Raw genomic sequence first — 22,726 nt, forward strand, 5'->3', positions numbered from 1 at the left:
GCCTATGCTACGTTGAGTAGCAATTTATCTTTTTATGCCTAATCTGAGCCTTGGCAGCTTGGAGCGGAGGAACCAACGAATCAGGGGCGCATTCTCCACCGAGAAAGGATACCACTGAATCCTAGCCCGTCAGCTAACTTCGTCGGCATTCAGTTGGAGACTGGCTGTTTTTCACAACTGCTCAGTGTTCCAGTGATTCGGTTTCGTGGGGTTGACCGAATTTGTTACCTTAGAAACTTTTAGGAAGCCCAATGCTGATTGAACACTGGCATACATTCGCTGCTGGCACGATCTTCCTAGGCGTGATCCTCCTGATCATGACCGAGTGGATCAACATTACCATTGCAGCCTTTTTGGGCGCGATTCTCCTCGTCTTTCTCAACATTATGACCCTTGGGGAGGCCATTAGCTACATTGGCCGCAGTCACGGTACTCTCGCTCTCTTTTTCGGTGTCATGGTTCTGGTCCGCGCCTTTGAACCGACCAAGGTATTTGAGTATCTGGCCACCCAAATGGTGATCCTTGCCCGAGGTCAGGGAAAACGCCTGCTGCTGGGGATCGTGGCTCTGACAACCCCCATCTGTGCCGTACTGCCCAATGCCACAACAGTGATGCTCCTTGCCCCCCTGTTGCCCCCCATGGCGGCTGAAGTGGGGGTGGACTTTGTCCCCCTGATTATCTTGATGGTGATTGTCTCCAATAGCGCTGGCTTGCTGACCCTTGTCGGGGATCCAGCGACTTATATTGTCGGGGATGCCATTAATCTCAGCTTTGCCGATTATCTCCTGCGTCTCAGCTTAGGGGGGGTACTGGCAATCGCTGTCATTGTTTTTTGTCTGCCGGTTCTCTTTCGCCGCATTTGGCGCAAAGAACTCAACTCCCTTGATCACTTGCCCCACCCCAAAATTAATCATCCCCGCACCCTAGCGGTGGGTTGTGTGATCATCGTCTTTGTCTTGACCTTCTTTGTTATTGGCGATGGCATGGTCGTCAAAGTGTCTCCCCCTGCGGTCGCTTTAATGGGGGCTGCCCTTGCACTCCTTTTATCCCATCAAAGCAAAATCGATACGGTCACCCACATTCTGCGGGATGTGGACTGGGCCACCCTGATCTTTTTTATGAGCATTTTTGTCTTGATCGGTGGCCTAGAAAAAACCGGCATCATTGGTCAACTCTCCCACCTCCTCGCCATTCTCATTGGCCAAAATATCTTTTTTGGCTCCCTGCTGCTCTTATTTGCGATTGGCATTCTCTCTAGCGTCATTCCCAATATCCCCCTTGTGGTGGCGATGGTGCCACTGCTGAAAAAATACCTTGTCGATGTGGGTCTAGCAGGTTCAGAAATTCTCCACCCTGGTTATGGGGGTGATTTGCCCCCCCAGGTGCTGCCCCTGTTCTATGCCATGATGCTAGGGGCAACGTTGGGCGGCAATGCCACGCTGGTCGGCGCCTCTGCCAACATTGTTGGTGCCGGAATTGCGGAACTCCATGGCCGCCGCATTAGCTTCAAAACCTTTCTGCGCTATGGGGTGCCGATTACGGCGTTGCAGTTGGGGGTTTCAGCACTCTTTCTAACTGTGCGCTTTCTCATTTGGCGCTAAGGGTTTGATTCCTGTGATCACCACGTGGGATCTCGAAAGACATAGGCAGTAATCTGGGTGCCATCCTCGCCATCGCCCGCGATCGTAGAGATACAAGCGCGAATTTCTTCGCCGTCCTCGAGTTCCAGAGTGCAGGCGCCACACGTCCCCATACGACAGCCGGTGGGAATTTCAATCCCGGCACGCTCAGCGACGCTCAACCAACTTTCACCCACTTCGGCCTCGACGCAGACCTGATCCGGCAGAAACGTCACCCTAATCATGCCTTGACCTCATGGTACGTTCCCATCAAATACAGTAACGCCATCCGTACCGCCACACCACTGGTCACCTGCTGATTCACTAAACTGAACTGCGGATCATCCAGCAATGCCGAACTCAATTCCACACCGCGATTCACCGGTCCTGGATGCAAAACCCGCACCTCCGGTCGGCACAGGTGCAGCCGTTCATGGGTGATACCAAACTGCTGATGGTACTCCCGCAAACTGGGAATCAGGTGCTGATCCATGCGTTCCCGTTGCAGGCGCAGCGTCATCACAATATCGGCATCAGCAAGGGCAGGTTCCAGTGTCCAGTGGAGCGTTGCGCCGTACTCTGCAAATTCGGCGGGTAACAGGGTGGGGGGGCCAGCCAAATGCACGTCAGCACCGGCCGTTTTCAGGCTATAGAGGTTCGATCGCGCCACACGGGAATGGCGAATATCGCCAATAATGGCCACTTTCTTTCCCTGCAATAGGGCACAGCGGGGTTGACGTGAATCGTAGAGTTGACAAAGGGTAAACAGATCCAGCAGCGCTTGGGAGGGATGCTCGTGCAGGCCATCACCGGCATTGAGAACCGCCACCTGACCGCCAAGGCGATCCATTTCCGCCGCAATTGTATGGGGCACCCCCGACTGCTGATGGCGAATCACCATGAATTCTGCCCCCATCGCCCACAGGGTCTTAGCCGTATCGAGGATCGTTTCCCCTTTACTCAGGGCCGAGGTACCGGGGGAAAAGTTGAGAATATCCGCAGAAAGACGTTTGGCCGCCAGTTCAAAGCTATTGCGGGTGCGCGTCGAGCTTTCAAAGAAAAGATTAGCAACCACCCGCGCTTGCAGGGTGGGAACTTTCTTAGTGCGACGATTCAGGACTTCCTGAAAACTGAGCGCTGTTTGCAGCACAATATCTAGCTCCGCCACCGTAAAGTCTTGCAGGGAGAGGACGTGGCGACGCTGCCATTGGAGGGGGGGAGTGAGGGTAGGCGTCATGGACAGGGGGTTAGGGTTTGAGCAAGATCAGCCGCTGTCAGTTGTTCGTAGCGTTCAAAGGGTTGATGGATCCAAGGATTTTCAGGCAGGTAATGAACATAGTAGTCCGGACGAATACAAGAGGCCGCTTTATACCAGAGAACGGCAGTGCGCACTTCCTCCACCGCAAAGCCATATTTGACCTCTAGCCAGCGCAGGGTTTTCTGCAAAGAAAGGCCGGAATCCACCAAATCATCCACTAAGAGGACATGACTGCCAAGGGTAGCAGTCGTCATGGTCAAGTCCCGCGCAAAGGTGATGCGACCCCGCTCTTGGTTATTGACACCGCCATAGGAGGACACCGCCAGAATCGCGAGGGGTTGATTAAACAAGCGGCTGAGAATGTCCCCTACCCGCAGCCCCCCCTTGGCCAAGCAGAGGATTTGATTGAACTGCCATCCCGATTCATAGATAGCGATCGCCAACTGTTCAATGGTGCGATGGTACTCGTCCCAATCCACGTAGAGATCTGCCATGGTGCCTAAAAGCTGGCCTTGAACCAAGAAATGGGGATAAACAGCAGCTTGCGCCAGTCAGAGACAAAGGCGCGCCGATTAAAGACATCGTAATCGTTGGCTTCGATGACATCAAGAATCTGGCGATAGAGCATCAACGCCGACCACACGGGCCAACGGGCATCCCGCTCTAGGTAAGCCACCCCCACTTCGGCTTCCCGATAAAATTGCCGTGCCCGCTGAATTTGAAAGCGCATCAGTGCCCGCCAGCGATCGTCAATCACCCCCCGCTGCAAGTCTTCTTCGGTGTAGTTAAAGGCAGCCAAGTCCTCTAGGGGCAGATAGATACGCCCCCGCCGCATATCTTCGCCCACATCCCGCAGGATATTGGTGAGTTGATTGGCAATGCCAAGGGCAATGGCTTGATCCTTGAGGGTGCCTTTGGCCTGATAGGGATCCACCCAGGGGGAACACAGGCGATCGCTGTAGGGGTTTCCCCCCATCACCTCAAGGGACATGAGGCCGACGGTACCGGCCACGCGATAGCAATAGAGTTCTAGTTCAGCAAAAGTTTCATAGCGACTGCGATGCAAGTCCATCCGCTGGCCAGCAATCATGTCCCGAAAGGGCTGGATGTCGAGGGGGTACTGTTCCAGCGTCGCCGTCAATGCCAAGTCCATACCATCGTGGGGATGACCGGCAAAAATATCCTCAAGGCGGGCTTCCCACTCGTCGAGGGTGGCCATTGTTGTCGTTGCGGCTTGGGGGCCATCCACCAGTTCATCGGTGCGGCGACACCAGACGTAAATCGCCCAAATGGCACGGCGCTTGGCGGGGGGCATCAACAGCGTGCCGAGGTAAAACGTCTTGGCATAGGCGGCAGTGACCTGACGACACAGCTCGTAGGCTTCGTCGAGGGAAATCAGGGGAGGGACGTACTCGGCTCTAGGCAGTTGCAGCATTGGCGACAGTCTGAGTAGAGGGTTTGGGGGGCTGTGGGGCGTTGCTCTCTGCGAGCCGCTTCGCGATCGCCTGCGCTGTCAGCTTACCAGAAAGTACCGCCCCTTCCATACTCCCTAGGTAGGGCTGCATCGTGTAGCTCCCCGCAAGGAAGAAGTTGGGAATGGGCGTGGCCTGATCCGGACGAAAGGCTTGGCGACCGGGGGTGGCTTTATAGACTGAGCGGGGGGTTTTCACCACCGCCGTTTTCAGCACTTTAGCAGGTTCCGGTAGGTGATTGGGGAAGAGTTTGGCCAGTTCCGCAAGGGTCGCCTCAACAATCTCCTCATCACTGCGGCCAATCCACTCCGCAGCAGGCGCCAATACCAGCTCTAACATTGACTTGTCGGGATCGGCATAGCCCTTGCAGGTTTCGCTCATATCGGCATAAACACTCAACAGGGGCGATCGCGAGAAGAGCAGGTGATCTACCGTCGGCAATTTGCGATCAAACCAGATTTGGACATTAATCACAGGGACGCCTTCGAGGCCATTGAGTTTCTGGAAAAAGGGTAGGTCTTGCCACGGCTGCGGCAGCAGCAGTTTAATGGCATCCACCGACATCGCTGAGACATAGGCATCCGCTGTGACTTCAAAGCGCTGTTGCCCCTCGCGATCGGCCATGACAAAGGACTGCACCGAGAGATCTTCATTGAGGACAATCTCCCGCAGAGCCACACTGGTGTGCACTTCACCGCCCCGTGCGGTCACATAATCCACAATGGGCTGACACAACCGTTCGGGGGGTGCCCCATCCAAGAAGGCAATTTTTGAGCCATAGCGTTCCCGCAGAAAGCGGTTCATCGCCGTCAGGGGAATCGTGGCCGAGACCTCATCGGGGTTCAGGAAGGTCAGTGCCTTTGAGGCCGCAATAAAAATGTCGGAGTTTACCCGCTCATCAATCCCTTGGCGTTGCAGCCATTCGAGGAGGGTGTACTTGTCCATTGCCTCGACGTATTTTTGGCCGCGCACGATCGCTGGCCACAGCCCCAAGGCAAAGCGGAATTTCTGCTCCCACGTCAGCATATCGTTGTTGCGCAAAATGGAGAGCAGTACATTAAAAGGCGAAGGAATATCGGGAACATCAAACCACGAGAGCACCCCCGGCTTTTCGGGTTGGTTAAAAATCAGGGCATGGCGTTTCCATTGCAGGCGATCGCTAATCCCCAATTCCGCTAGGAGTTGCAGCATATTGGGGTAGGCACCAAAAAAGGCGTGCAAGCCCGTTTCCACCCAATCCCCATCGGCATCCTGCCATGCCGCCACCAAGCCACCAAGGACATTGGCACGCTCAAACACCATGGGGGTATGTCCTGCATCCACTAGATACTTGGCGCAAGCTAAGCCCGCTAAGCCACCACCGGCAATTGCAACTCGCATGAATGACGCTACCCTAACTGACGAAGATGAACGCAACCCCCTAGGGGGACAAAAAGCTGTTCATATTATATTTACAAAACGTTACGGAGACACCCGCTTTAGCCTAATGTTGGGGCTGAATTTGCCAAATAGGCCGTATTTCCCATCGGACCAAGGTACCGGCAGAGGTAGGGCGAAAAGACTTCATAAATCAGCGTAATGGGACGGCGATCGTGCCAAAAGAGATAATGCCGCCCCCAAAAAGGCCCCGCCTCGCCAAAGGCTGCCGCCAAGGTTCCAGAGTGCCCGAGATACACCGCCTGAATGTCGCGGTAAAGCTCCACCTTGCGTTGGGCGAGGTTCGTCCAAATGGGCATGGCACGGTTTTGCAAATACTCATCCACATGGGCAGCTTCCCACCAAGAGGTGGCGTAGGCCAAACGTTGACCTGAAGCGGTGCGTAGCCACACTTGACGCCGCAGCCGCGGGCCGGGAATGAGTTGCAGTTGCGCCGGGGCGCGATCGCTGGCATGGCCAATGGCCGACATATCTATCACGTCCACTTCCGTGGTTTCACCCGTCAGCAGTTGCAAGTGGCGGGTGGGGGAGCCATCCCCGAGAATCAGGATTTGCCACGCCGGCGCTAAAAGATCATGGGGCAATCCTTGGGCGATCGCCGCCGCGTCCCCCTGCCAAATGGGATCAAGGGCATACCAAGGGGTTGAGCAAGTGGAGGGCAACAGCGAAACAGTCAAGGATGTGACACAGTGCTTAACAAAACTTCGTCAATTGTAGCAAGGATTTTATCCGTCCTTCAGGATGGCACGAAAGACCCAGACCTAGAGTACAGTCGTAGTGAGCAGCAATCTTGGGGCAATCTCTATGGCAACCACCGCAGCATCTCCCCTTGAACTGACACCGGAACAAACGGCCATTTGGATTAAGGGTCTCTTGAGCATTGCCGGCGCCGATGGTCACTTTGATCCCGAAGAGAAGCAACTGATTGCGAGCCTGATTCGCGAGGAAATTGCCCCAGAAATTGATCTTGAACATTTTGCTCCAGTCACCGATGAAGAGCTGGTGGCCACCTTTGGCGGCGATCGCGCCCTTGCGGAAAATTTCGTGCGCACAGCCGTAATGGTGGCGCTTGCCAATGGCATTTACTCCCAATCGGAGGATGCCGAACTGCAACGCTTCTGCAACGCCTTGGGACTGGAAATTACTGCCCTTGAGTCCCTGAAGCACACCCTTGATGGTCAGCACGAGAGCAATGAACAAACCCTGCGCCTATTGGATCCCGTGCGCCACTGGCTGGATGGTTTAGAGGTCAAAGATGCCAAGGTGGCTCGCTTTCTCTGCCGCCTGATTCCCCCCCAATGCCCCTTTGAGCGCGACATTACCCTTTTTGGTCGCAAGATTGTCCATATTCCCCCCCTCTGTAAACTCAATCCCCTTTATGATCAATTAGTGGGGTTGCGCTTCCGCTCGCTCAGCTATTTAGCCGACGAGTGTGGTGAAGATATTACCCCCTACTGTTAGATGCTGCTGACCCGTTTAGATGCCAAACCCAACTAAACCGAAAATTGCCTTTGCCCACCTTGGCTGTGATAAGAACCGCGTGGATACGGAGCACATGATTGGTCTCCTTGCGGCAGCGGGCTATGGGGTGGGTACCGATGAAACCGAAGCCGACTACGTTATTGTCAATACCTGTAGCTTTATCCAAGCCGCCCGCGAAGAGTCGGTGCGCACACTGGTAGAACTGGCAGAAGCCAATAAGAAGATTGTGATCACAGGCTGCTTAGCGCAGCATTTTCAAGGGGAACTCTTGGCGGAGCTTCCTGAGGCGGTGGCCGTCGTTGGCAGTGGCGATTACCAGCACATTGTTGAGGTGATTGAGCGGGTAGAAACGGGTGAGCGGGTGCAACAAATTAGTGCTGTGCCCACCTACATTGCCGATGAAACCGTTCCTCGCTACCGCACCACGCCGGAACCGGTGGCCTATCTGCGGATTGCTGAGGGCTGTGACTATCGCTGTGCCTTTTGTATCATTCCCCATCTGCGGGGCAACCAGCGATCGCGCCCCATTGAGTCCATTGTCAGTGAAGCCCATCAACTCGCCAGCGAGGGCGTCCAAGAAATCATTATTGTTTCCCAAATTACCACCAACTATGGCATTGATCTCTATGGTCAACCCCAACTCGCGGCGCTGATTCGTGCCCTTGGCAAAGTGGATGTGCCTTGGATTCGCTTGCACTACGCCTATCCCACGGGGCTAACGCCTGAGGTGATTGCAGCGATGCGGGAAACTCCTAACATCTTGCCCTATCTTGATTTGCCGTTGCAACATTCCCACCCAGAGGTGCTGCGCGCTATGAATCGGCCGTGGCAAGCGGGGGTGAACGATCGCCTGATTGAACGGTTACGGCAGGACTTACCCGAAGCAGTGATGCGGACGACGTTTATTGTTGGCTTCCCCGGTGAGACTGAGCACCACTTTGAGCATCTTTGCCAGTTTGTGCAGCGCCATGAATTTGACCATGTGGGGGTCTTTACCTACTCCGCCGAGGAAGGGACTGCCGCCTATGATCTGCCGGATCAGGTTCCAGAGGAAATCAAAATGGCGCGGCGCGATCGCCTGATGCAACTGCAACAACCCATTGCCCAGCGCAAAAATGCTGCTGAAGTGGGCAAAACCGTACCTGTGCTCATTGAGCAGGAAAACCCGCAAACTGGGGAACTGATTGGACGATCGCCCCGCTTTGCCCCGGATGTGGATGGCGTGGTTTATGTCAAGGGAGCTGCCACCTTGGGCACAATTGTCCCCGTAGAAATCACCGCTGCTGATATTTACGATCTGTACGGCATCATCCCCACCTAAGTTCGGTTTTACTCCTAGGCAGATTGGAATCATTGGGGCTATGGTCGAGGCAGTTGGGGACGTTGCATCGGCTGCTATGGGACGCTCGCATTCCACCATTGATCGGTATGATACCCGTGCTGGCGATCGCTTTTGGCAGTGGCAAGCGGGGGTTGCTGCCTTAGAAAGATTATTGGCAGTTACGCATCCCATTGAGGGCTTTTTAGTCTCCTTCCCCAGCCTCATTCTTCAAGATTGTCCCCTAAAAACCTATGTCCTCATGCCCCAGGGGCGATCGCTGCCCTACCTGCCCCCCACAGACACCCATCCTGCTTTGCCGGCAATGACCCTTTTGCCCGCGGCGCGAGAAGGCATGAATCCCTTTTGCCTACTACTGAGTCCAGAGGTTAATCTTTTACTGATCTATCAAGGGGAGCGCGGACTGCACTTTTCCTTTGCTCCTGAGGAAATTCATGCTTTTTGGCAGCAGTTGCGGCAGCAACTTCCCTTAGCCGATCTCGACCCCATTGATCAGTGGCTGGCCAGTGTGGAGATGGTGCCCCCCAGCTATCGTTTGGTGAGTCAGTTTGGTCAATGGCTGCTGGACTATAGTCAACCGGCGGCCACGCCCCTGACTGTGACTTCTACCCCCATGGCTGCGGACATTAGCCTGCTTCAAGCCCTTTCCCACGAGGTGCGCACTCCGCTCACCACCATCAATACCTTTATCCAATTGCTACAACGGCAAGAGAATCTACCGCAGCGCACGTACCAGTATCTGCAAAAGATTGGTCAAGAGATTCAAGATCAAATCACCCGCTTTAATCTCCTGAGTGATGCCGCCGAAATCTTCACCAGTCCTAGCCCCAAACCCCCCCTTGCGTTTGGGCGGACCCACTTGACGGAACTCTTCACAACCAACTTGGCTCGCTGGCAAAAGCAGGCGGCGCGTCGTCAGGTCAAATTGGTTCTTGATTATCCGCCCAATTTACCCCTTGTTCTCAGTGATCCAAGGTCTTTAGATCAGGTCTTGACCGGGTTAGTGGAATACTATAGCCAAACCCTTGCCCCAGAGAGTGAACTGCAATTGGTGGTGCAGCGGGCAGGGCAGCACGTGAAGCTAGAATTGCGATCGCCCCAGTACAAACACCGCAGCGATCTGGCCGCCTTGGGGCACCTGCTCCTGTGGCATCCCGCAACCGGGCAACTGAGTCTCAACTTTCAGGCGGCAAAACTCTTAATAGAAGCGGTCGGCGCTAAGGTCATTCAACGGCGCGATCGCCAAGCGGGCGAAATTCTCACCCTTTATTTGCCCATTGCGGAAGAGAGTGGCTGACAGCGAGGACAATAGTGACTGGAGCGTCCTGCCAAGCGCAGCCGTTCAATTGTTGTGCCACAGACGCGGCAGGCTTCCCCCTTGCGACCATAGACCCATGCTTGACCCCCATAGCAACCATTCACCCCCGTCGGAGTGACAAAGCTACGAATTGTCGTACCACCCGCTGCAATCGCTTCCCTCAGCACTTGGCGAATCACCTGATGGAGGTGAACGATCTGCTCAATCGTTAGGGTGTAGGTGGGTAGGGCGGGGTGCAGACCACTCAAGAAAAGACTTTCATCGGCATAGATATTCCCCATGCCCGCAACAACGGTTTGATCTAAGAGCGCCGTTTTCAGCGCGCGACGATAATGCACCAACCGTTCCGCCAAGAACCAAACTGTAAAGGCCTCACTCAGGGGTTCCGGTGCCAAGCTGGCCAGTGTGGGAATCGCCGTTTCGGGGCGGCAGTGTGCAGGAATCCACCAACAGCGACCAAACGTCCGTTGATCCACAAAGCGGAGTTCTGCCCCCGTTGCGAAAAACCAGCGCACACGGGTATGGGGGCAGGGAGGCTGGGGAGTCGTCAGCCACAACAACTGGCCGCTCATGCGCAGATGAATCACGAGGCGACTGCCGTCATTGAGGGCGGCCAAAAGATACTTGCCCCGCCGATGCCACTGTTGAATAGAGCGATCGCGCAGGTGATCAATAAACGCTTGCGGCTCTTCCGGAAGCGCAATAGAACGGGCTAGAAGCACCTCGACCCCCACAATGGGTTGCCCAAGGGTGACCACCTCTAGCCCACGACGTACGGTTTCAACTTCCGGTAATTCCGGCACGGTCTCAGAAACTATTTCCCTTTTTTGGGCGGAGCCACTTCTTGCACTTCGTGCAGCGCAAAGTTATTGGTATTCACACCGCTGGCACTGCCGCTGTAGCCGGTGTAATTGACTTTGTCGAAGCGCACAATCACAGGATATTTGACGCCGGGGGTTTGATCCACAGAGGCGACGGTACCCACTTCGTTGTACCAGTAGGATTCAGGGCGGAGAATCTTGACCTTAGAACCACGTTGCACCATGAGTTATCGTCCTAAAAATTTCTCAACGGCTAGAGTTAAGCCTACTATGACTACTACGGCTTGTTACGCTCGCTCCACAAAATTTCACAGAGCACCCCATCTCTGGAACCCAGCAAAGGGCGGTTATGGGTTGGTCGCGTGACGAATCTCGGTAAAAAAAGGCTGTATACTAGCGGGGAACTCCTTTCCATCATCCTGTTATGGCCAATACTGTCGAAGTGATTAAGCTGTCTGGGGTCTTTGGTGGCCCCCAAGCTCAGGAATTTCGTCAAACCATTAGTGAGCTGGTTCAAGGGGGGACTCAAGCCCTATTGCTGGATTGTGGTGAGGTCACCTTCATTGATAGTTCTGGCTTAGGCGCTCTTGTTGTTGCCCTAAAAACGGTCCGGGCAGGTGGGGGACAGCTTTACCTATGCAATATTCCCAAGCAGATGATGATGCTCTTTGAACTCACGAGCATGGATAAGGTCTTTCACATCCTCAAAAATGAGGAAGAATTCTTTTCATTGAATCTACCTTCCCAAGGGGCAAGTAACTAGCTTCCCCTGCTACAATAGGCGATTCAGTTATCTGGCAACCAGTTGTGACCCCACCGCACTAGCCAATTCCTCGAGCATCGTTACTGTTGTCGCAAAGTCCACGCAGGGATCGGTAATACTTTGACCATAGACCAACTGCGAAAGATCCTTGGGAATCGGTTGATTACCCGCCTTGAGATGGCTCTCGATCATCACACCCGCCAAATAACGGGAACCTTGCTGTACCTGCTGGGCAAGATTTTCACACACTAGCACTTGGCGTTGGGCATCTTTGGCAGCGTTGGCATGGCTACAATCCACCATCAGGCGGGGGGTGAGTCCCTTACGCTCTAGGAGGGCAGCCGCCATTTCGATGTGAGCGGCAGAATAGTTAGGGCCCTCTTTGCCGCCGCGCAGTACAAGGTGAGTATCGGGATTCCCAGTGGTGGCAACAATACTGGCACGGCCTTCAGCATTAATTCCCAGAAAATGGTGCGACTGCTGTGCCGCGATCATGGCATTAATTGCCGAATCTAAGTGACCATCAGTGCCATTTTTGAAGCCTACGGGCATCGAGAGACCCGACGCCATTTGACGGTGGGTTTGGCTTTCCGTCGTACGAGCACCAATGGCGGTCCAACTCACAACGTCAGCAATGTACTGGGGAATGATTGGATCGAGCAATTCTGTAGCGGCGGGCATCCCCAAGTTGGCCAAATCCAGCAGCAGCTTGCGTGCGAGGCGTAACCCAGTGTTGATATCATAGCTGCCATCGAGGTGCGGATCGTTGATCAGCCCTTTCCAGCCTACAGAAGTGCGTGGTTTTTCAAAATAAACCCGCATGACGATTTCAAGACTATCCCGCAGGCGATCGCGCAGCCGCGCCAACTTTTCCCCATATTCCAAGGCCGCCTTGACATCGTGAATTGAACAAGGCCCCACAATGACCAGCAGTCGGCGATCGCGCCCCTTGAAAATATCACGAATGCGATCGCGGGTTGTGGCCACAAGGGTGGCTTGGGATTCGGTCAGCGGCAAATCCGCCAGCAGGGTAGCAGGCGTCAACAAGGGTCGCGTCTCAACAACGTGAAGATCAAACGTTTGCGGCATGGATCAGCAATCAGCACTTTTTTCATCATACCTCTCTAGCTGCGATCCGCACGCCACAGTAGGGCGATCGCCACCACCAAGCCAATGCCGTGGGGCAACCACGCTGCTGCAAGGGGGGAGAGGGTGCCAATCGTCCCCAGTGCACCGAGAAAAAACGTGAGCACGTACTGACCAAACACCACCGCCACACTAATGCCAAATCCCTGCCGCCCCCGCCGTTGGGAGGGACTGAGGCCAAACCCCACCCCTAAAAGGGCAAAGACCACCGCCAAAAAGGGTTGGGCATAGGCCTGAGCCAAGTGAACCTTGAGGGCACGCACCAGTTCTGGCTCTTGATTGGGATCGAGACGTTGCAGCGCACGGCGTGCTTGGGTGATCGAGAGTTCATCCACATCCGTTGGCCGCAGTTGTTGAGATTGGGCAGGCCGAGGCAAGCGGATCTCCTGTTGGTCAAATTGCAACAGATTGCGGCTGACCCCCGTGTGGCTAATCAAATAGGCTATCCCCTGAGAGAGTAACCAGCGACTCTCACGCACATTCCACTCCGCGGATTCAGCGCTAATGACCTGAGTCACCTGCGGTTGCGAAAAGTCCAAAACCGTGATTCCCTGAATGCGGCTGCCATCAAAGCGATGCCCATAATACAGTCGCCGCACATCTCCTTGGCGATCGTACTCAGGGTAGAAAATATCGGTGCCTGAGCCGAGGGTACGCTGCTGTTGCAGTAACTCCCGCATGAGTTTTTGCGATTCATACTTGGCGATGGGTACGGCGATTTCATTGAGCGCAAGGGTCAACCCACTCACAAACAATGCAAAAACCACCACAGGGACGAGGACACGGCGCAGACAAATCCCCACACTGCGCAGCGCAACCCACTCCCCCTCCTCTGAGAGCCGACTCATCGCCCCCACAACCGCGAGCAACACGGCCATCGGAAACACCAAGACCAAGACGGTAGGCAGTTGATAGCCAATCAATTGCAGCAAAATCGTTAGGGGCAGTTGAGCATCGGCAATTTGTCGCACCAGATCAAAAATCGTGCCGACGGTCAGCGCCAAAGTGGTAAAGATTGTAACGCCAAAAACAAACCCCGGCAGCAGTAGCGAGAGAAGATACTGATCTAACTTGGGGAGGGTCGGCAGCCAGATCCGCCGCAGTGCTCTGATCATGTCTAGAAGCGAAAATCCTCACCGAGGTAGTATTGCCGCACTTTGGCATCCTGTGCCAATTCCCAGCTATTCCCTGCGGCTAAAATCTGCCCTTCCCGTAAAATGTAGGCGCGGTCAATAATTTCCAGCGTTTCCCGCACATTGTGATCGGTAATGAGAATGCCCATTTGGCGATCGCGCAGCTTGGCAATCATGTCCTGGAGGTCATGCACAGCAATGGGATCCACACCCGCAAAGGGTTCATCGAGCAGTAAAAAACTGGGTCCTTGGTTGCCTACTGCCAAGGCACGGGCTAATTCGGTGCGCCGCCGTTCTCCCCCTGAGACTCGCCGACCGAGGGTGTGGGCAATGTGGGTCAAGCGAAATTCCGTCAGCAGTTGATCCAAGCGATCGCGCCACTGTCGCCGCGGCACTCCCGTCTCCTCTAAAACCAAGAGAATATTTTCAGCAACCGTCAACTGGCGAAAGATACTCGGTTCTTGGGGCAGATAGCCAATGCCCCGCCGTGCCCGCTGATGCAAGGGAGCTTGGGTAATATCCTCATCATCCAGCCATACTCGGCCATCATCCGGTCGTTCAATCCCCGTGGCCATGTAAAAGGTCGTCGTTTTCCCTGCACCATTGGGCCCCAGCAGACCCACCACTTCTCCCCGTGCCACCGAGAGACTGACGTGATCCACCACCCAACGACTGCCATACCGTTTACATACCCCCTCTAGGCGAAGCGTGGTCGGTAGCGCAAACCGCCCATTAGGGCTGCACAGGTGTAAGAATTTGTTGGTTAGGGTCATCGGGGATCATTAAAATAGATTCGACTTGGCGGCTGGGGGCGGACAGAGCGACAAATTTTGCTTCCTCAATAAGATATGTGATGGTGTCAGCGCGGAGACTGTTCCCCTGTTGCAAAACATACACATTCCCACTGAGGACAATGCGCCCCTCCCGGCTAAAGTATTGTGCTTGTGCCGCCGTGGCCTGAATTTGGCGGGCGGGATAACGTAGTTGCACATTGCCCCGTGCCGTGATCACGCCTGTGACGGCATTTGCCTGCTGCACATCCGCCAAGATGGTGAGGGCTTGGGAAGGCGTTTCTTGGGAGTCTGCGGGCTGCCAGAGGAGGGGAGCGATTGCTAACCCTACCCCCAGTGTACCCAGCGCCAAAAGGCGGGATGGCCATCGGGAACAAGAGTGCAACATTTCCTTAAAGTCTCCGCCACAATGTCTTTATCCTAGTGGATAAGGGAAAATTTCCGCATCATGCCCGTTTACTTCTACTGGGGAGAAGATCAATTTCGACTCGAGCAGGCCGTCAAAGACCTACGGCAGCGGGTGGTTGATCCCCTGTGGGAGAGTTTTAACTTCGAAAAATTTGCTGGGGAGGATGCTGAGGCCGTTCAAGCCGCGTTGGCGCAGGTGATGACGCCGCCCTTTGGAGAAGGCGATCGCTTGGTGTGGCTGGTGAATACGACCTTGGGTCAACGCTGTAGTGCGGAACTACTCGCAGATTTAGAACTCACCTTGCCGCAAGTTCCTCCGAACTGTCATTTACTGCTCACCAGTAGCCAAAAACCCGACAGCCGCAGTAAAGCCGTCAAGCTGCTGCAACAGCATGGCACGATTCAGGAATTTAGTCCGATTGCCGCTTGGAAAACCCCTGAGATTGAACAGCAGATCCGTGAGGCGGCTCAACGCTATCCAGTCCGCCTGCCCCCAGAAGGAATACAACTGCTTGCCGAAGCCGTGGGCAATGACAGTCGCCAACTCCACAATGAATTAGAAAAATTGGCCTTGTTTGCGGGCGATCGCCCCCTTACCGCTGAAGACATCACCACCCTTGTTCATGCCACCCAACAAAGTAGCCTCACCCTTGCCAGTACCCTGCTGCGGGGAGACACAGCCACTGCCCTGAGCCAACTGGAGGACTTGCTACTCCAAAATGAACCCCCCTTGCGCCTTTTGGCCACCCTGACGAAACAATTTCGCACGTGGTTGTGGGTCAAGTTGCTCAGCCATGAGCGCGACAATCAACGCATTGCCAAGCTCGCCGAAGTGGGAAATCCGAAACGGGTCTATTTCCTGCAAAAAGAAGTGAACGCTGTTGCTTTGCCGGCCCTTCAAGCCTGTTTGCAGATTCTCTTAACCACGGAGTATCAACTCAAGCTAGGGGCTGAGCCAGTGGCGACTCTACGCCAAGGGATGATTCAGCTTTCCTTGGCCTGCTCACGGCGTTCTTGGAGCGATCGCTCTGGCGGCGGTGAGAATTGACTCGGCGGCAACCGCGAAGGTTTGCGACTGGGACGATTCCACGTTTGCCATGCGGCTTTTACCCCGGCAAAAACACTACGGGTGGTCACTTTCGCCTCTTGAACTTGGCGTTTTGCCGCTGCAATTCCTTGATCCACCTGCTTGACGACATTGCCCGCACTTTCTACCCCTTGGCTAATGTCATCGGTGAGATCGCTAATCTCCAGACCCGTCAAGCGAATTGCTTCTAGGGTAGGCGGCAGTTCACGCCCCAAGGTATCAAAGAGCTTTTCGGCACTGCGCGCCGCCCGTGCCAATTCCATAAATGCCGGAATCGCAGCAACCAGAACGGCTGCCAAGCATACGGCCACTAATACCAGTGACACCGCCAACCAAAAAATTGGTTCTGTCACGTTGGTTCGTCCACTGAATCCTGCGGGGGATGTGTCCCGATACTATCACGACTTCCCTAGGGACAACAGTTACGGGAGTGACGCCCAAGGCAAACGCCCATTCGAAAATTTAGGAAAGAGCCGTAACATTCATGGCCAAAACCAAGCGCAGCTAGCAAGTTTGCTACCAAAATTCGCCGCAGTGCTCCGTCTATACCGCAAAGCGGTTAGGTGGTGGTGAGGCAGCGGGCGACTGCAGGGAGTAGTCACTCAATCTCAGCTTGTTGCTGGATATATTGAGCTAGCACCGAACATCGGGCGCGACTAATAGCTATAATCCACTCATGCTCACCCTGACGTACGAGTACAAACTAAAACTAACCCAGCAGCAGGCCAAGCAGATCGACCACGATCTAGAGGTGTGCCGCAGGGTTTGGAATCACGCGCTGAGGGAGCGCAAAAACTGGATTGCTTCGCGCAAATGTCCAGTCAATGCCTGCTCTGTGCGTAGCGAGTACATCATCCCAGCGGATGCCCCTTACCCCAGCTTCAACGTGCAGTGCCAACGATTGACTGAAGCAAAGCAGACCAACCCTGATTTAGCGTCGGTTAACGCCCAAGCATTGCAGCAAGACTTGAAGCGGCTAGATCAAGCGTTTGAGCGGCGGCATTGGTGATGAGCTTACGGGAGATGCTGCAACGAACACGTTTTGCGGCTGCTTTAGAAGTCCAAGAAGTTCTCAGCCCTGCTCAGCGCCAACAACTGGCAGCTATGAATCGCCAACGCTTAGTGAATTTAAGAAATTATTTTCAACAGGGAGCAACACAACACCTAGTTCCTAATCTGTTGAATATTCTGTTCAATAGGTTGATTGTTGTACTGATTGTTATTGTTTAGGACTGTTTGCCGTGGGCACTGAATCTCATTCCCATTCTTCCCCTTCCCTACATTCCCATCCCCATCATCACAGTGAGGAATCGCTGCGGGCGATCGTCAATCGGCTCTCGCGCATTGAAGGGCACGTGCGTGGTATCAAAACGATGGTCCAGGATAGTCGCCCTTGCCCAGAGGTACTGATTCAAATTGCCGCAGTGCGGGGAGCGTTGGATCGGGTGGCACGGCTGATTCTCGATGAGCATTTGAATGAATGTGTGACTCGTGCCGCTCAAGAGGGACGCATTGATCAGGAACTGGCAGAACTTAAAGCTGCCCTTGATCATTTTTTGGGATAATGATTTGGGATAGTGTAAGCAATGCCAATGCCTGTCGTTGTCATCAATTGGGTACTGGGAATCATCCTCGCCCTTTTTACCCTGATCTTTCTGGTGCGGATTGTCCTCACATGGTACCCCCAGATCAACCTCACCCAAGGGCCATTGAAAGTGATTTACTGGCTTTCAGAGCCTGTGCTGGCACCAACTCGCCGCGTCGTGCCGCCCCTTGGGGGAGTGGATATTAGTCCCATTATCTGGGTGGGTATTGTCACGCTCCTACGGGAATTGCTCGTGGGGCAGCAGGGACTGTTGTTCATCCTGTTTCCACCGGCCTAGTGGGGACAGCAACAATCCTCAGCCCGAAACCATTTCTCAAGTGGGCGGGGGGCAAGTCGCAATTGTTGAGCCAAATGGCTCCCTATTTACCCCATCAATGTCGCTGTTATGCTGAGCCGTTTTGTGGGAGCGCGGCACTCTACTGGTATCTCTTTGGCCAAGCCCAACAGGGGCAGTTTCAGTTTCAGCAGGCGCGGCTGAGCGATCGCAACCCTGAACTAATGAACTGCTACCAAATTGTGCGCGATCGCGTGGAGGACTTAATTCAAGAACTCACGGCATATCGCCAGCAGCACAGCGAAGCCTTTTACTACCACATTCGTAGCTTAGATCAGCAGCAACTTGATCCCCTCGCGCGAGCGGCTCGCTTCATCTATCTGAACAAAACCTGTTTTAACGGCCTCTATCGTGTTAATCGTGCGGGGCAGTTCAACGTTCCCATGGGTCGTTATCGCAATCCCCAGATTTTTGATCCAGAGGCTCTGCGCCAAGCGAGCATTGCTCTGCAAAACGTGACATTAAGTGTGGCGGATTTTCAAGAGGTCTTAACTTGGGCAACGGCGGGGGATTTTATCTACTTTGATCCGCCTTACTATCCCCTTTCCAAAACGGCCAGCTTCACCAGCTACACCGATCAACCCTTTGGTGAAGCAGAACAGATTGCCTTAGCTAAGGTTGTTGGTGAGTTGGCTCAACGGGGATGCTACGTCATGCTCAGCAATGCTTGGGTAGAACCGATGCTGCAACTGTATCAATCTTGGCGCTGCATTGAACTGAAAGCTAGCCGTGTGATCAACTCCAATCACCACAAACGCGGTAAGATTAGCGAGCTGCTGGTTGTCACCTATGGCCATTTCGAAAGGGAATGAGATATTTTCAAGAAGGATAGGCTATACTCAAAAATTCATGAATATCACTCAAGAACATGAGCTATACCTTGGACTTACGAGAGCGGGTTGTCTCATATATCAAGAAAGGTGGTAAAATCAGTGAAGCGACTCAAATCTTTCAGGTGAGCCGCGCCACCATCCATCGCTGTTAGTTACGCCCTCGACCAGATGGGCATCACCCGAAAAAAACAAATGCGTTACCAAGAACGGTGTATGAATCATGCACCGATTCATCCGAAAGGAGCGATCCAGGCAGTGGTGAAAGCGGCGGGTCACGAGGTGTTATTTTTACCGAAATACTCTCTTGATTTGAATGTGATTGAGCACGACTTCAGTGCGCTGAAGCGAGCGCGGATGTATGCAGGGTCAAACAGTTCGATTGATGAAGTGATTCGCAAGTATTGTGCTGGATGATATCTCATTCTTTATTGGAACAGCTATAGGTTCACTTCAATGATTTGCGGCCGATCCCCTGCTGTAGAAGTGGAAAAGTTGACGACAACCCCTACAGGAATTTTGAGGGTTTCTATATACTTCTTGACTTGCTTGACTTCCTTATCGCCAATGTTCTGAACAGCCTTGAGTTCAACGACTACAACCGCTTGGCCATTGTCACGCACAATGAGATCGGGAATGGCCTCCCCCACAAAATAACCGTGAAAGAAAATCGGTACCTTGCGTTGTTCTTCGTAATCAATTTGCCGTTCCCGCAGGGCAACCTCAAAAGCTTTTTGATAGATGGCTTCGCTGAAACCACTGCCTAATTCTTGGAAGATGTCTTGGGCAATCTCTTGAATAAGCTGGATCCAGTGTCTCATAGGGACGTAGCGTGCTGACGGTACCAAGTAATTGTACGTTCTAAGCCTTCTTTGAGGGAAACTTGGGCACGAAACCCAAAGGCCTCTTTTGCCTTAGTGGTATCTAGGCAGCGGCGGGGTTGACCATTGGGCTTATCGGTTTGCCATTTAATCTGGCCTTGAAAGTCCATCAGGTCGCAGATGAGTTCAACTAAATTCTTAATGGTGATTTCTTCACCCGTACCGAGGTTAACCGGATCAGGATGATCGTAGGCTTGGGTGGCCATGACAATCCCACGGGCAGCATCTTCAACATAGAGAAATTCGCGGCTAGGGCTGCCATCCCCCCACACGGGAATCACCCTCTCCCCCTGTTGCTGAGCAATGTAAACTTTGCGAATTAAAGCAGGAATCACATGGGAACTCAGGGGGTCAAAGTTATCCCCCGGCCCATAAAGATTCACGGGCAAGAGATAGATACCATTAAAGCCATACTGCTGCCGATAGGCTTGCAATTGCACGAGAAGGGCTTTTTTAGCAATACCGTAGGGGGCGTTGGTTTCTTCGGGGTAGCCGTTCCAAAGATCGCTTTCTTTGAAGGGAACAGGGGTAAATTTGGGATAGGCGCAAATCGTCCCCACACAGACGAATTTCTCGACTCCCGCGCGATAGGCACAATCAATGAGTTGTGCCCCCATCATCAGGTTGTCATAAAAGAGTTCAGCGGGCTTGACTTGATTGAGGCCAATTCCCCCCACATGGGCAGCAAGGTGAATGATAATATCTTGGTTTTGAACGACGGCTTGGCAAGCAGAGAGTTGGCGTAGGTCGTAGTCGCGCGATCGCACCACTGTGATTTGCTCAGGCACTGCCCCGGCGTTTTGCAACTGCGCCACCACTTGGCGTCCCAAAAATCCCGCCCCACCGGTGACAAGAATCCTTTTTTTACTGAGATCCATCACTAGTCTGCCTTACTGATAAACTGCCGCTGGGCAATGAGATCCAGCACGGTGTCGGAGGTGGTTTTGGGGGTTGTTCCTTGAATCCCCACGGCATGGAGATCCGCTTCCACCATCAACGCCACCAGTTCCGGAAAGGTAACCGAGGGCTGCCAACCCAAAACGGTTTTGGCTTTGGTTGGATCCCCCAAGAGTAAATCCACCTCTGTGGGACGCAAATAACGGGGGTCAAACTCCACATAGTCCTGCCAGTTGAGACCAACATAACCAAAGGCCAGTTCTAAAAATTCCCGCACGGAGTGGGTTTCACCTGTGGCCACCACATAGTCATCGGGTTTCTCCTGTTGCAGCATCAGCCACATGGCACGCACATAGTCCTTGGCGTAGCCCCAATCTCGCTTCGCTTCTAGGTTGCCCAAATAGAGCTTGTTTTGCTGGCCGGCGACGATGCGAGCCACCGCACGGGTAATTTTGCGGGTCACGAATGTTTCACCCCGCCGCGGGGAGTTATGGATCCAACCTTGGCCAATGCCAGCATGAAAGGTGCCCGAGGTGGTTGCCAAATCGAATACCCATCCTTCATGGGCGATCGCGTGGGCTTTAATGACTTCGTCCTTGGGTTTACAGAGATGCTGTCCCGATTGGGTGGTCTGGGGACTGTTCAAATTCAGCTTGTAGTAGGTGCGATCGCCCCGTTCTTCGAGACCAAGGGTAATACGCTGCTCCAAGGTGGTGCTCACCAACCAATAGAGGCCTGCCGCCAATACGGGTGAAGCCGTGCAAAAGCCCTGAAATTCATAGGTACAAGGGGTACTGCGCAAACCATCCCCAGCGTTAAAGCCCTCAAGAAACGCCAAGCGAGCTGCATGATCAGCGTTGAGAATGCGTTGGGGAATCCGCTTGTGACCCTCACGGGTATAGATTTGGGGGTAGAGGTAGCGGCCATAGTCGCAATTGCCATTGAGATGCAGTTGGGTCACAGGCTGACCGTTTGGGAAGCCGCTCGCAGCGGTGTACTCACTGGTATATCCTGCGGCAACTTTTCGCCATGTGGCACTGACCCGCGCCAATAATTCTGGGTCTTGGTTAGCGACTTTCACTTTACCTTCAGGGGTAATATGCCCCTCTGCAACTAGAATCCCGAGGAGCCAAGCTTCGCTGGGGCTGACATCCACTTGCTCTGTAGCGGGGGGCAGATCAATGAGGGCAAGGCGATCGCCCACCTGGACCTGCTGTGTCTCCTTCGCGCAGGGCGTTTCCCTATCGAGGACAAAAACTTGATGATCAGCAGTTGTTTCGTAGAGAGCCGCCCCTGCCATGATCCGATGAACGGTTTTATCGCCGCCATTCCAAGTGGCCGTCATGCAGGTCACACTGGTCCAGCCTTCGGCATCCCAGACCTCAAAGCGATCCTCGGGTGCCAAGTCGGTTGTGTAGCGTTTACCCTGCTTGGGATCACTGCGATGGGGAACAACATCGGCAATAGGCCGAATATCCATTAGTCCCCGCCGCCGCAGAATCACTGGTGTGGTGCCAGTCACACACTCGTGGTTAAAGAGAATCCCATTACAGGCAAAAAGATTATAGGCCTCGCGATAATTCACCGTTTGCCAGTGGGCATAGACCTTGGCACAGGCATAGGGACTGCGGGGATAAAAGGGCGTTGTTTCCCGCTGCGGCACCTCCTGCACCAAGCCAAACATCTCGGAAGACCCCGCTTGGTAAAACTTCACCTGTTTGCCCGTGCGCTCTTGATATTCACGAATGGCCTCTAGCAGTCGCAGGGTGCCCATGGCCACTGTTTCGACGGTGTATTGTGGCGCATCAAAGCTCACCCGCACATGGGATTGCGCCCCCAAATTGTAAATTTCATCGGGCTGGCTCAGTTCTAAAATGCGCCGTAGGGTACCGCCATCGGTAAGATCGCCATAGTGCAGGCGCAGGGGAGCGCCCTCTTGGTGAGGGTCAACGTAAATGTGATCAATGCGATCGGTGTTAAATGTGGAGGTGCGGCGAATAATGCCGTGGACTTCATAGCCCTTCTCAAGGAGTAGCTCACTCAGATAAGATCCATCTTGACCGGTGATGCCCGTAATTAATGCCCGCTTGCGATCGCCCATCCT

General features: G+C 53.9%; 26 protein-coding genes, 4 pseudogenes and 1 riboswitch. Of the genes and pseudogenes, 13 read left to right on the forward strand and 17 right to left on the reverse strand.

All coding sequences use genetic code 11. The features are described 5' to 3' along the window. Positions 1 to 25 precede the first annotated feature (25 nt). Positions 26 to 164, forward strand: a riboswitch (cyclic di-AMP (ydaO/yuaA leader). Positions 165 to 251: 87 nt separating this feature from the next. Then, positions 252 to 1,601, forward strand: coding sequence for an ArsB/NhaD family transporter (locus QYC28_RS10125; RefSeq protein WP_286625574.1), 1,350 nt, complete (start codon positions 252 to 254; stop codon positions 1,599 to 1,601). 17 nt (positions 1,602 to 1,618) lie between these two features. On the opposite strand, the gene QYC28_RS10130 is transcribed toward QYC28_RS10125, so the two are convergent. The 6 genes from QYC28_RS10130 to QYC28_RS10155 form a co-directional block, all read right to left on the reverse strand. Beyond that, complete coding sequence (locus QYC28_RS10130) at positions 1,619 to 1,864, reverse strand: 2Fe-2S iron-sulfur cluster-binding protein (protein ID WP_149820486.1); 246 nt, start codon at positions 1,862 to 1,864, stop codon at positions 1,619 to 1,621. Beyond that, a complete protein-coding gene (locus QYC28_RS10135) occupies positions 1,861 to 2,856 on the reverse strand; it encodes an aspartate carbamoyltransferase catalytic subunit (RefSeq protein WP_149820488.1) in 996 nt (331 codons plus the stop codon). The genes QYC28_RS10130 and QYC28_RS10135 overlap by 4 nt, the downstream gene beginning before the upstream one ends. Then, on the reverse strand, positions 2,853 to 3,371 hold the full coding sequence (locus tag QYC28_RS10140; RefSeq protein WP_149820490.1) for a phosphoribosyltransferase: 519 nt from the start codon (positions 3,369 to 3,371) through the stop codon (positions 2,853 to 2,855). The genes QYC28_RS10135 and QYC28_RS10140 overlap by 4 nt, the downstream gene beginning before the upstream one ends. A gap of 5 nt (positions 3,372 to 3,376) precedes the next feature. Beyond that, positions 3,377 to 4,312 (reverse strand): phytoene synthase, encoded by a 936-nt coding sequence (locus QYC28_RS10145; RefSeq protein ID WP_286625575.1) that lies wholly within the window; start codon positions 4,310 to 4,312, stop codon positions 3,377 to 3,379. Further along, positions 4,296 to 5,729, reverse strand: coding sequence for a 15-cis-phytoene desaturase (pds, locus tag QYC28_RS10150; RefSeq protein ID WP_149820494.1), 1,434 nt, complete (start codon positions 5,727 to 5,729; stop codon positions 4,296 to 4,298). Before pds ends, QYC28_RS10145 begins: the two co-directional genes overlap by 17 nt. Before the next feature lie 98 nt (positions 5,730 to 5,827). Beyond that, positions 5,828 to 6,463, reverse strand: coding sequence for a chorismate lyase (locus tag QYC28_RS10155; protein WP_302679422.1), 636 nt, complete (start codon positions 6,461 to 6,463; stop codon positions 5,828 to 5,830). 127 nt (positions 6,464 to 6,590) lie between these two features. On the opposite strand from QYC28_RS10155, the gene QYC28_RS10160 reads away from it, so the two are divergent. The 3 genes from QYC28_RS10160 (at position 6,591) to QYC28_RS10170 (ending at position 9,904) form a co-directional block, all read left to right on the forward strand. After that, the gene (locus tag QYC28_RS10160; RefSeq protein ID WP_190278064.1) at positions 6,591 to 7,247 is read left to right on the forward strand and encodes a Mo-dependent nitrogenase C-terminal domain-containing protein; all 657 of its coding nucleotides are present in this window, start codon (positions 6,591 to 6,593) and stop codon (positions 7,245 to 7,247) included. 19 nt (positions 7,248 to 7,266) lie between these two features. Further along, positions 7,267 to 8,589 (forward strand): 30S ribosomal protein S12 methylthiotransferase RimO, encoded by a 1,323-nt coding sequence (gene rimO / locus QYC28_RS10165; RefSeq protein ID WP_149820498.1) that lies wholly within the window; start codon positions 7,267 to 7,269, stop codon positions 8,587 to 8,589. A 76-nt stretch (positions 8,590 to 8,665) separates the two neighbouring features. Then, complete coding sequence (locus QYC28_RS10170) at positions 8,666 to 9,904, forward strand: sensor histidine kinase KdpD (RefSeq protein ID WP_302679423.1); 1,239 nt, start codon at positions 8,666 to 8,668, stop codon at positions 9,902 to 9,904. Here the strand turns inward: QYC28_RS10170 and QYC28_RS10175 are convergent. Both QYC28_RS10175 and QYC28_RS10180 read right to left on the reverse strand, forming a co-directional pair. Then, positions 9,874 to 10,728, reverse strand: coding sequence for a DNA-formamidopyrimidine glycosylase (locus QYC28_RS10175; RefSeq protein WP_302679424.1), 855 nt, complete (start codon positions 10,726 to 10,728; stop codon positions 9,874 to 9,876). The genes QYC28_RS10170 and QYC28_RS10175 overlap by 31 nt on opposite strands. Before the next feature lie 11 nt (positions 10,729 to 10,739). After that, positions 10,740 to 10,970, reverse strand: coding sequence for a photosystem I reaction center subunit IV (locus QYC28_RS10180; RefSeq protein ID WP_011057407.1), 231 nt, complete (start codon positions 10,968 to 10,970; stop codon positions 10,740 to 10,742). Between the two features lie 200 nt (positions 10,971 to 11,170). Between QYC28_RS10180 and QYC28_RS10185 the strand changes: the two genes are divergently transcribed. After that, on the forward strand, positions 11,171 to 11,509 hold the full coding sequence (locus QYC28_RS10185; RefSeq protein ID WP_149820504.1) for an STAS domain-containing protein: 339 nt from the start codon (positions 11,171 to 11,173) through the stop codon (positions 11,507 to 11,509). A gap of 27 nt (positions 11,510 to 11,536) precedes the next feature. Here the strand turns inward: QYC28_RS10185 and QYC28_RS10190 are convergent, their stop codons facing one another. Genes QYC28_RS10190 through QYC28_RS10205 form a run of 4 tightly spaced genes read right to left on the reverse strand, consistent with a single transcriptional unit; the run spans position 11,537 to position 14,967 of the window. Further along, positions 11,537 to 12,598, reverse strand: a complete 1,062-nt coding sequence (locus QYC28_RS10190; protein ID WP_149820506.1) for a 3-deoxy-7-phosphoheptulonate synthase — start codon at positions 12,596 to 12,598, stop codon at positions 11,537 to 11,539. Between the two features lie 35 nt (positions 12,599 to 12,633). Then, complete coding sequence (locus QYC28_RS10195; protein ID WP_149820508.1) at positions 12,634 to 13,770, reverse strand: LptF/LptG family permease; 1,137 nt, start codon at positions 13,768 to 13,770, stop codon at positions 12,634 to 12,636. Positions 13,771 to 13,772: 2 nt separating this feature from the next. Further along, complete coding sequence (gene lptB, locus QYC28_RS10200) at positions 13,773 to 14,561, reverse strand: LPS export ABC transporter ATP-binding protein (protein ID WP_302679425.1); 789 nt, start codon at positions 14,559 to 14,561, stop codon at positions 13,773 to 13,775. Continuing rightward, the gene (locus QYC28_RS10205; protein ID WP_302679426.1) at positions 14,521 to 14,967 is read right to left on the reverse strand and encodes an LptA/OstA family protein; all 447 of its coding nucleotides are present in this window, start codon (positions 14,965 to 14,967) and stop codon (positions 14,521 to 14,523) included. The genes lptB and QYC28_RS10205 overlap by 41 nt, the downstream gene beginning before the upstream one ends. Positions 14,968 to 15,027: 60 nt before the next feature. On the opposite strand from QYC28_RS10205, the gene holA reads away from it, so the two are divergent. After that, a complete protein-coding gene (gene holA, locus QYC28_RS10210) occupies positions 15,028 to 16,035 on the forward strand; it encodes a DNA polymerase III subunit delta (RefSeq protein WP_190278066.1) in 1,008 nt (335 codons plus the stop codon). Here holA and QYC28_RS10215 read toward each other — a convergent pair. Further along, the gene (locus QYC28_RS10215) at positions 15,972 to 16,427 is read right to left on the reverse strand and encodes a DUF948 domain-containing protein (protein WP_149820516.1); all 456 of its coding nucleotides are present in this window, start codon (positions 16,425 to 16,427) and stop codon (positions 15,972 to 15,974) included. The two genes, holA and QYC28_RS10215, sit on opposite strands and share 64 nt — an antisense overlap. 323 nt (positions 16,428 to 16,750) lie before the next feature. Between QYC28_RS10215 and QYC28_RS10220 the strand changes: the two are divergent. The 7 genes and pseudogenes from QYC28_RS10220 to QYC28_RS13285 form a co-directional block, all read left to right on the forward strand. Continuing rightward, positions 16,751 to 17,068: pseudogene (locus QYC28_RS10220) on the forward strand (helix-turn-helix domain-containing protein); the annotation flags it as partial. A gap of 14 nt (positions 17,069 to 17,082) precedes the next feature. Then, positions 17,083 to 17,304, forward strand: a complete 222-nt coding sequence (locus QYC28_RS10225; protein WP_149820518.1) for a hypothetical protein — start codon at positions 17,083 to 17,085, stop codon at positions 17,302 to 17,304. Between the two features lie 11 nt (positions 17,305 to 17,315). Further along, a complete protein-coding gene (locus tag QYC28_RS10230) occupies positions 17,316 to 17,639 on the forward strand; it encodes a metal-sensing transcriptional repressor (RefSeq protein ID WP_149820521.1) in 324 nt (107 codons plus the stop codon). 21 nt (positions 17,640 to 17,660) lie between these two features. Continuing rightward, a complete protein-coding gene (locus QYC28_RS10235; RefSeq protein WP_149820523.1) occupies positions 17,661 to 17,957 on the forward strand; it encodes a YggT family protein in 297 nt (98 codons plus the stop codon). 74 nt (positions 17,958 to 18,031) lie between these two features. Continuing rightward, entirely contained in the window at positions 18,032 to 18,826 is a 795-nt protein-coding gene (locus QYC28_RS10240; protein ID WP_302679428.1) for a DNA adenine methylase, read from the forward strand. 56 nt (positions 18,827 to 18,882) lie between these two features. Next, positions 18,883 to 18,999: an IS630 transposase-related protein gene (locus tag QYC28_RS13280; RefSeq protein WP_399362138.1), complete on the forward strand. Its 117-nt coding sequence runs from the start codon at positions 18,883 to 18,885 to the stop codon at positions 18,997 to 18,999. 61 nt (positions 19,000 to 19,060) lie between these two features. Next, positions 19,061 to 19,261 (forward strand): annotated as a pseudogene (locus QYC28_RS13285) (transposase); the annotation flags it as partial. Positions 19,262 to 19,284: 23 nt separating this feature from the next. Here QYC28_RS13285 and QYC28_RS10250 read toward each other — a convergent pair. From QYC28_RS10250 to QYC28_RS10265, 4 genes and pseudogenes are all read right to left on the reverse strand, one after another. Continuing rightward, the gene (locus tag QYC28_RS10250; RefSeq protein ID WP_286625587.1) at positions 19,285 to 19,665 is read right to left on the reverse strand and encodes a GxxExxY protein; all 381 of its coding nucleotides are present in this window, start codon (positions 19,663 to 19,665) and stop codon (positions 19,285 to 19,287) included. Beyond that, positions 19,662 to 20,603 carry a GDP-L-fucose synthase gene (locus QYC28_RS10255; protein WP_302679429.1) on the reverse strand — a complete coding sequence of 314 codons (942 nt, stop codon included), beginning with the start codon at positions 20,601 to 20,603 and terminating at the stop codon, positions 19,662 to 19,664. Before QYC28_RS10255 ends, QYC28_RS10250 begins: the two co-directional genes overlap by 4 nt. A gap of 2 nt (positions 20,604 to 20,605) precedes the next feature. Continuing rightward, positions 20,606 to 21,115, reverse strand: a pseudogene (locus QYC28_RS13290) (GDP-mannose 4,6-dehydratase); the annotation flags it as partial. Positions 21,116 to 22,147: 1,032 nt separating this feature from the next. Next, positions 22,148 to 22,723: pseudogene (locus tag QYC28_RS10265) on the reverse strand (GDP-mannose 4,6-dehydratase); the annotation flags it as partial. Positions 22,724 to 22,726 lie beyond the last annotated feature (3 nt).

This window comes from Thermosynechococcus sp. HY596, assembly GCF_030518715.1.
Lineage (GTDB): Bacteria > Cyanobacteriota > Cyanobacteriia > Thermosynechococcales > Thermosynechococcaceae > Thermosynechococcus.

Bases quoted from the DNA above. Each gene is read 5' to 3' on its own strand.
- QYC28_RS10185 (WP_149820504.1), top strand. From the start codon at position 11,171: ATGGCCAATACTGTCGAAGTGATTAAGCTGTCTGGGGTCTTTGGTGGC.
- QYC28_RS10240 (WP_302679428.1), top strand. From the start codon at position 18,032: ATGGCTCCCTATTTACCCCATCAATGTCGCTGTTATGCTGAGCCGTTT.
- QYC28_RS10125 (WP_286625574.1), top strand. From the start codon at position 252: ATGCTGATTGAACACTGGCATACATTCGCTGCTGGCACGATCTTCCTA.
- QYC28_RS10250 (WP_286625587.1), bottom strand. From the start codon at position 19,665: ATGAGACACTGGATCCAGCTTATTCAAGAGATTGCCCAAGACATCTTC.
- QYC28_RS10180 (WP_011057407.1), bottom strand. From the start codon at position 10,970: ATGGTGCAACGTGGTTCTAAGGTCAAGATTCTCCGCCCTGAATCCTAC.
- QYC28_RS10225 (WP_149820518.1), top strand. From the start codon at position 17,083: ATGAGCTTACGGGAGATGCTGCAACGAACACGTTTTGCGGCTGCTTTA.
- QYC28_RS10195 (WP_149820508.1), bottom strand. From the start codon at position 13,770: ATGATCAGAGCACTGCGGCGGATCTGGCTGCCGACCCTCCCCAAGTTA.
- holA (WP_190278066.1), top strand. From the start codon at position 15,028: ATGCCCGTTTACTTCTACTGGGGAGAAGATCAATTTCGACTCGAGCAG.
- QYC28_RS10145 (WP_286625575.1), bottom strand. From the start codon at position 4,312: ATGCTGCAACTGCCTAGAGCCGAGTACGTCCCTCCCCTGATTTCCCTC.
- QYC28_RS10190 (WP_149820506.1), bottom strand. From the start codon at position 12,598: ATGCCGCAAACGTTTGATCTTCACGTTGTTGAGACGCGACCCTTGTTG.
- pds (WP_149820494.1), bottom strand. From the start codon at position 5,729: ATGCGAGTTGCAATTGCCGGTGGTGGCTTAGCGGGCTTAGCTTGCGCC.
- QYC28_RS10235 (WP_149820523.1), top strand. From the start codon at position 17,661: ATGCCAATGCCTGTCGTTGTCATCAATTGGGTACTGGGAATCATCCTC.
- QYC28_RS10130 (WP_149820486.1), bottom strand. From the start codon at position 1,864: ATGATTAGGGTGACGTTTCTGCCGGATCAGGTCTGCGTCGAGGCCGAA.
- rimO (WP_149820498.1), top strand. From the start codon at position 7,267: ATGCCAAACCCAACTAAACCGAAAATTGCCTTTGCCCACCTTGGCTGT.
- lptB (WP_302679425.1), bottom strand. From the start codon at position 14,561: ATGACCCTAACCAACAAATTCTTACACCTGTGCAGCCCTAATGGGCGG.
- QYC28_RS10160 (WP_190278064.1), top strand. From the start codon at position 6,591: ATGGCAACCACCGCAGCATCTCCCCTTGAACTGACACCGGAACAAACG.
- QYC28_RS10140 (WP_149820490.1), bottom strand. From the start codon at position 3,371: ATGGCAGATCTCTACGTGGATTGGGACGAGTACCATCGCACCATTGAA.
- QYC28_RS10135 (WP_149820488.1), bottom strand. From the start codon at position 2,856: ATGACGCCTACCCTCACTCCCCCCCTCCAATGGCAGCGTCGCCACGTC.
- QYC28_RS13280 (WP_399362138.1), top strand. From the start codon at position 18,883: ATGAGCTATACCTTGGACTTACGAGAGCGGGTTGTCTCATATATCAAG.
- QYC28_RS10170 (WP_302679423.1), top strand. From the start codon at position 8,666: ATGGGACGCTCGCATTCCACCATTGATCGGTATGATACCCGTGCTGGC.
- QYC28_RS10205 (WP_302679426.1), bottom strand. From the start codon at position 14,967: ATGTTGCACTCTTGTTCCCGATGGCCATCCCGCCTTTTGGCGCTGGGT.
- QYC28_RS10255 (WP_302679429.1), bottom strand. From the start codon at position 20,603: ATGGATCTCAGTAAAAAAAGGATTCTTGTCACCGGTGGGGCGGGATTT.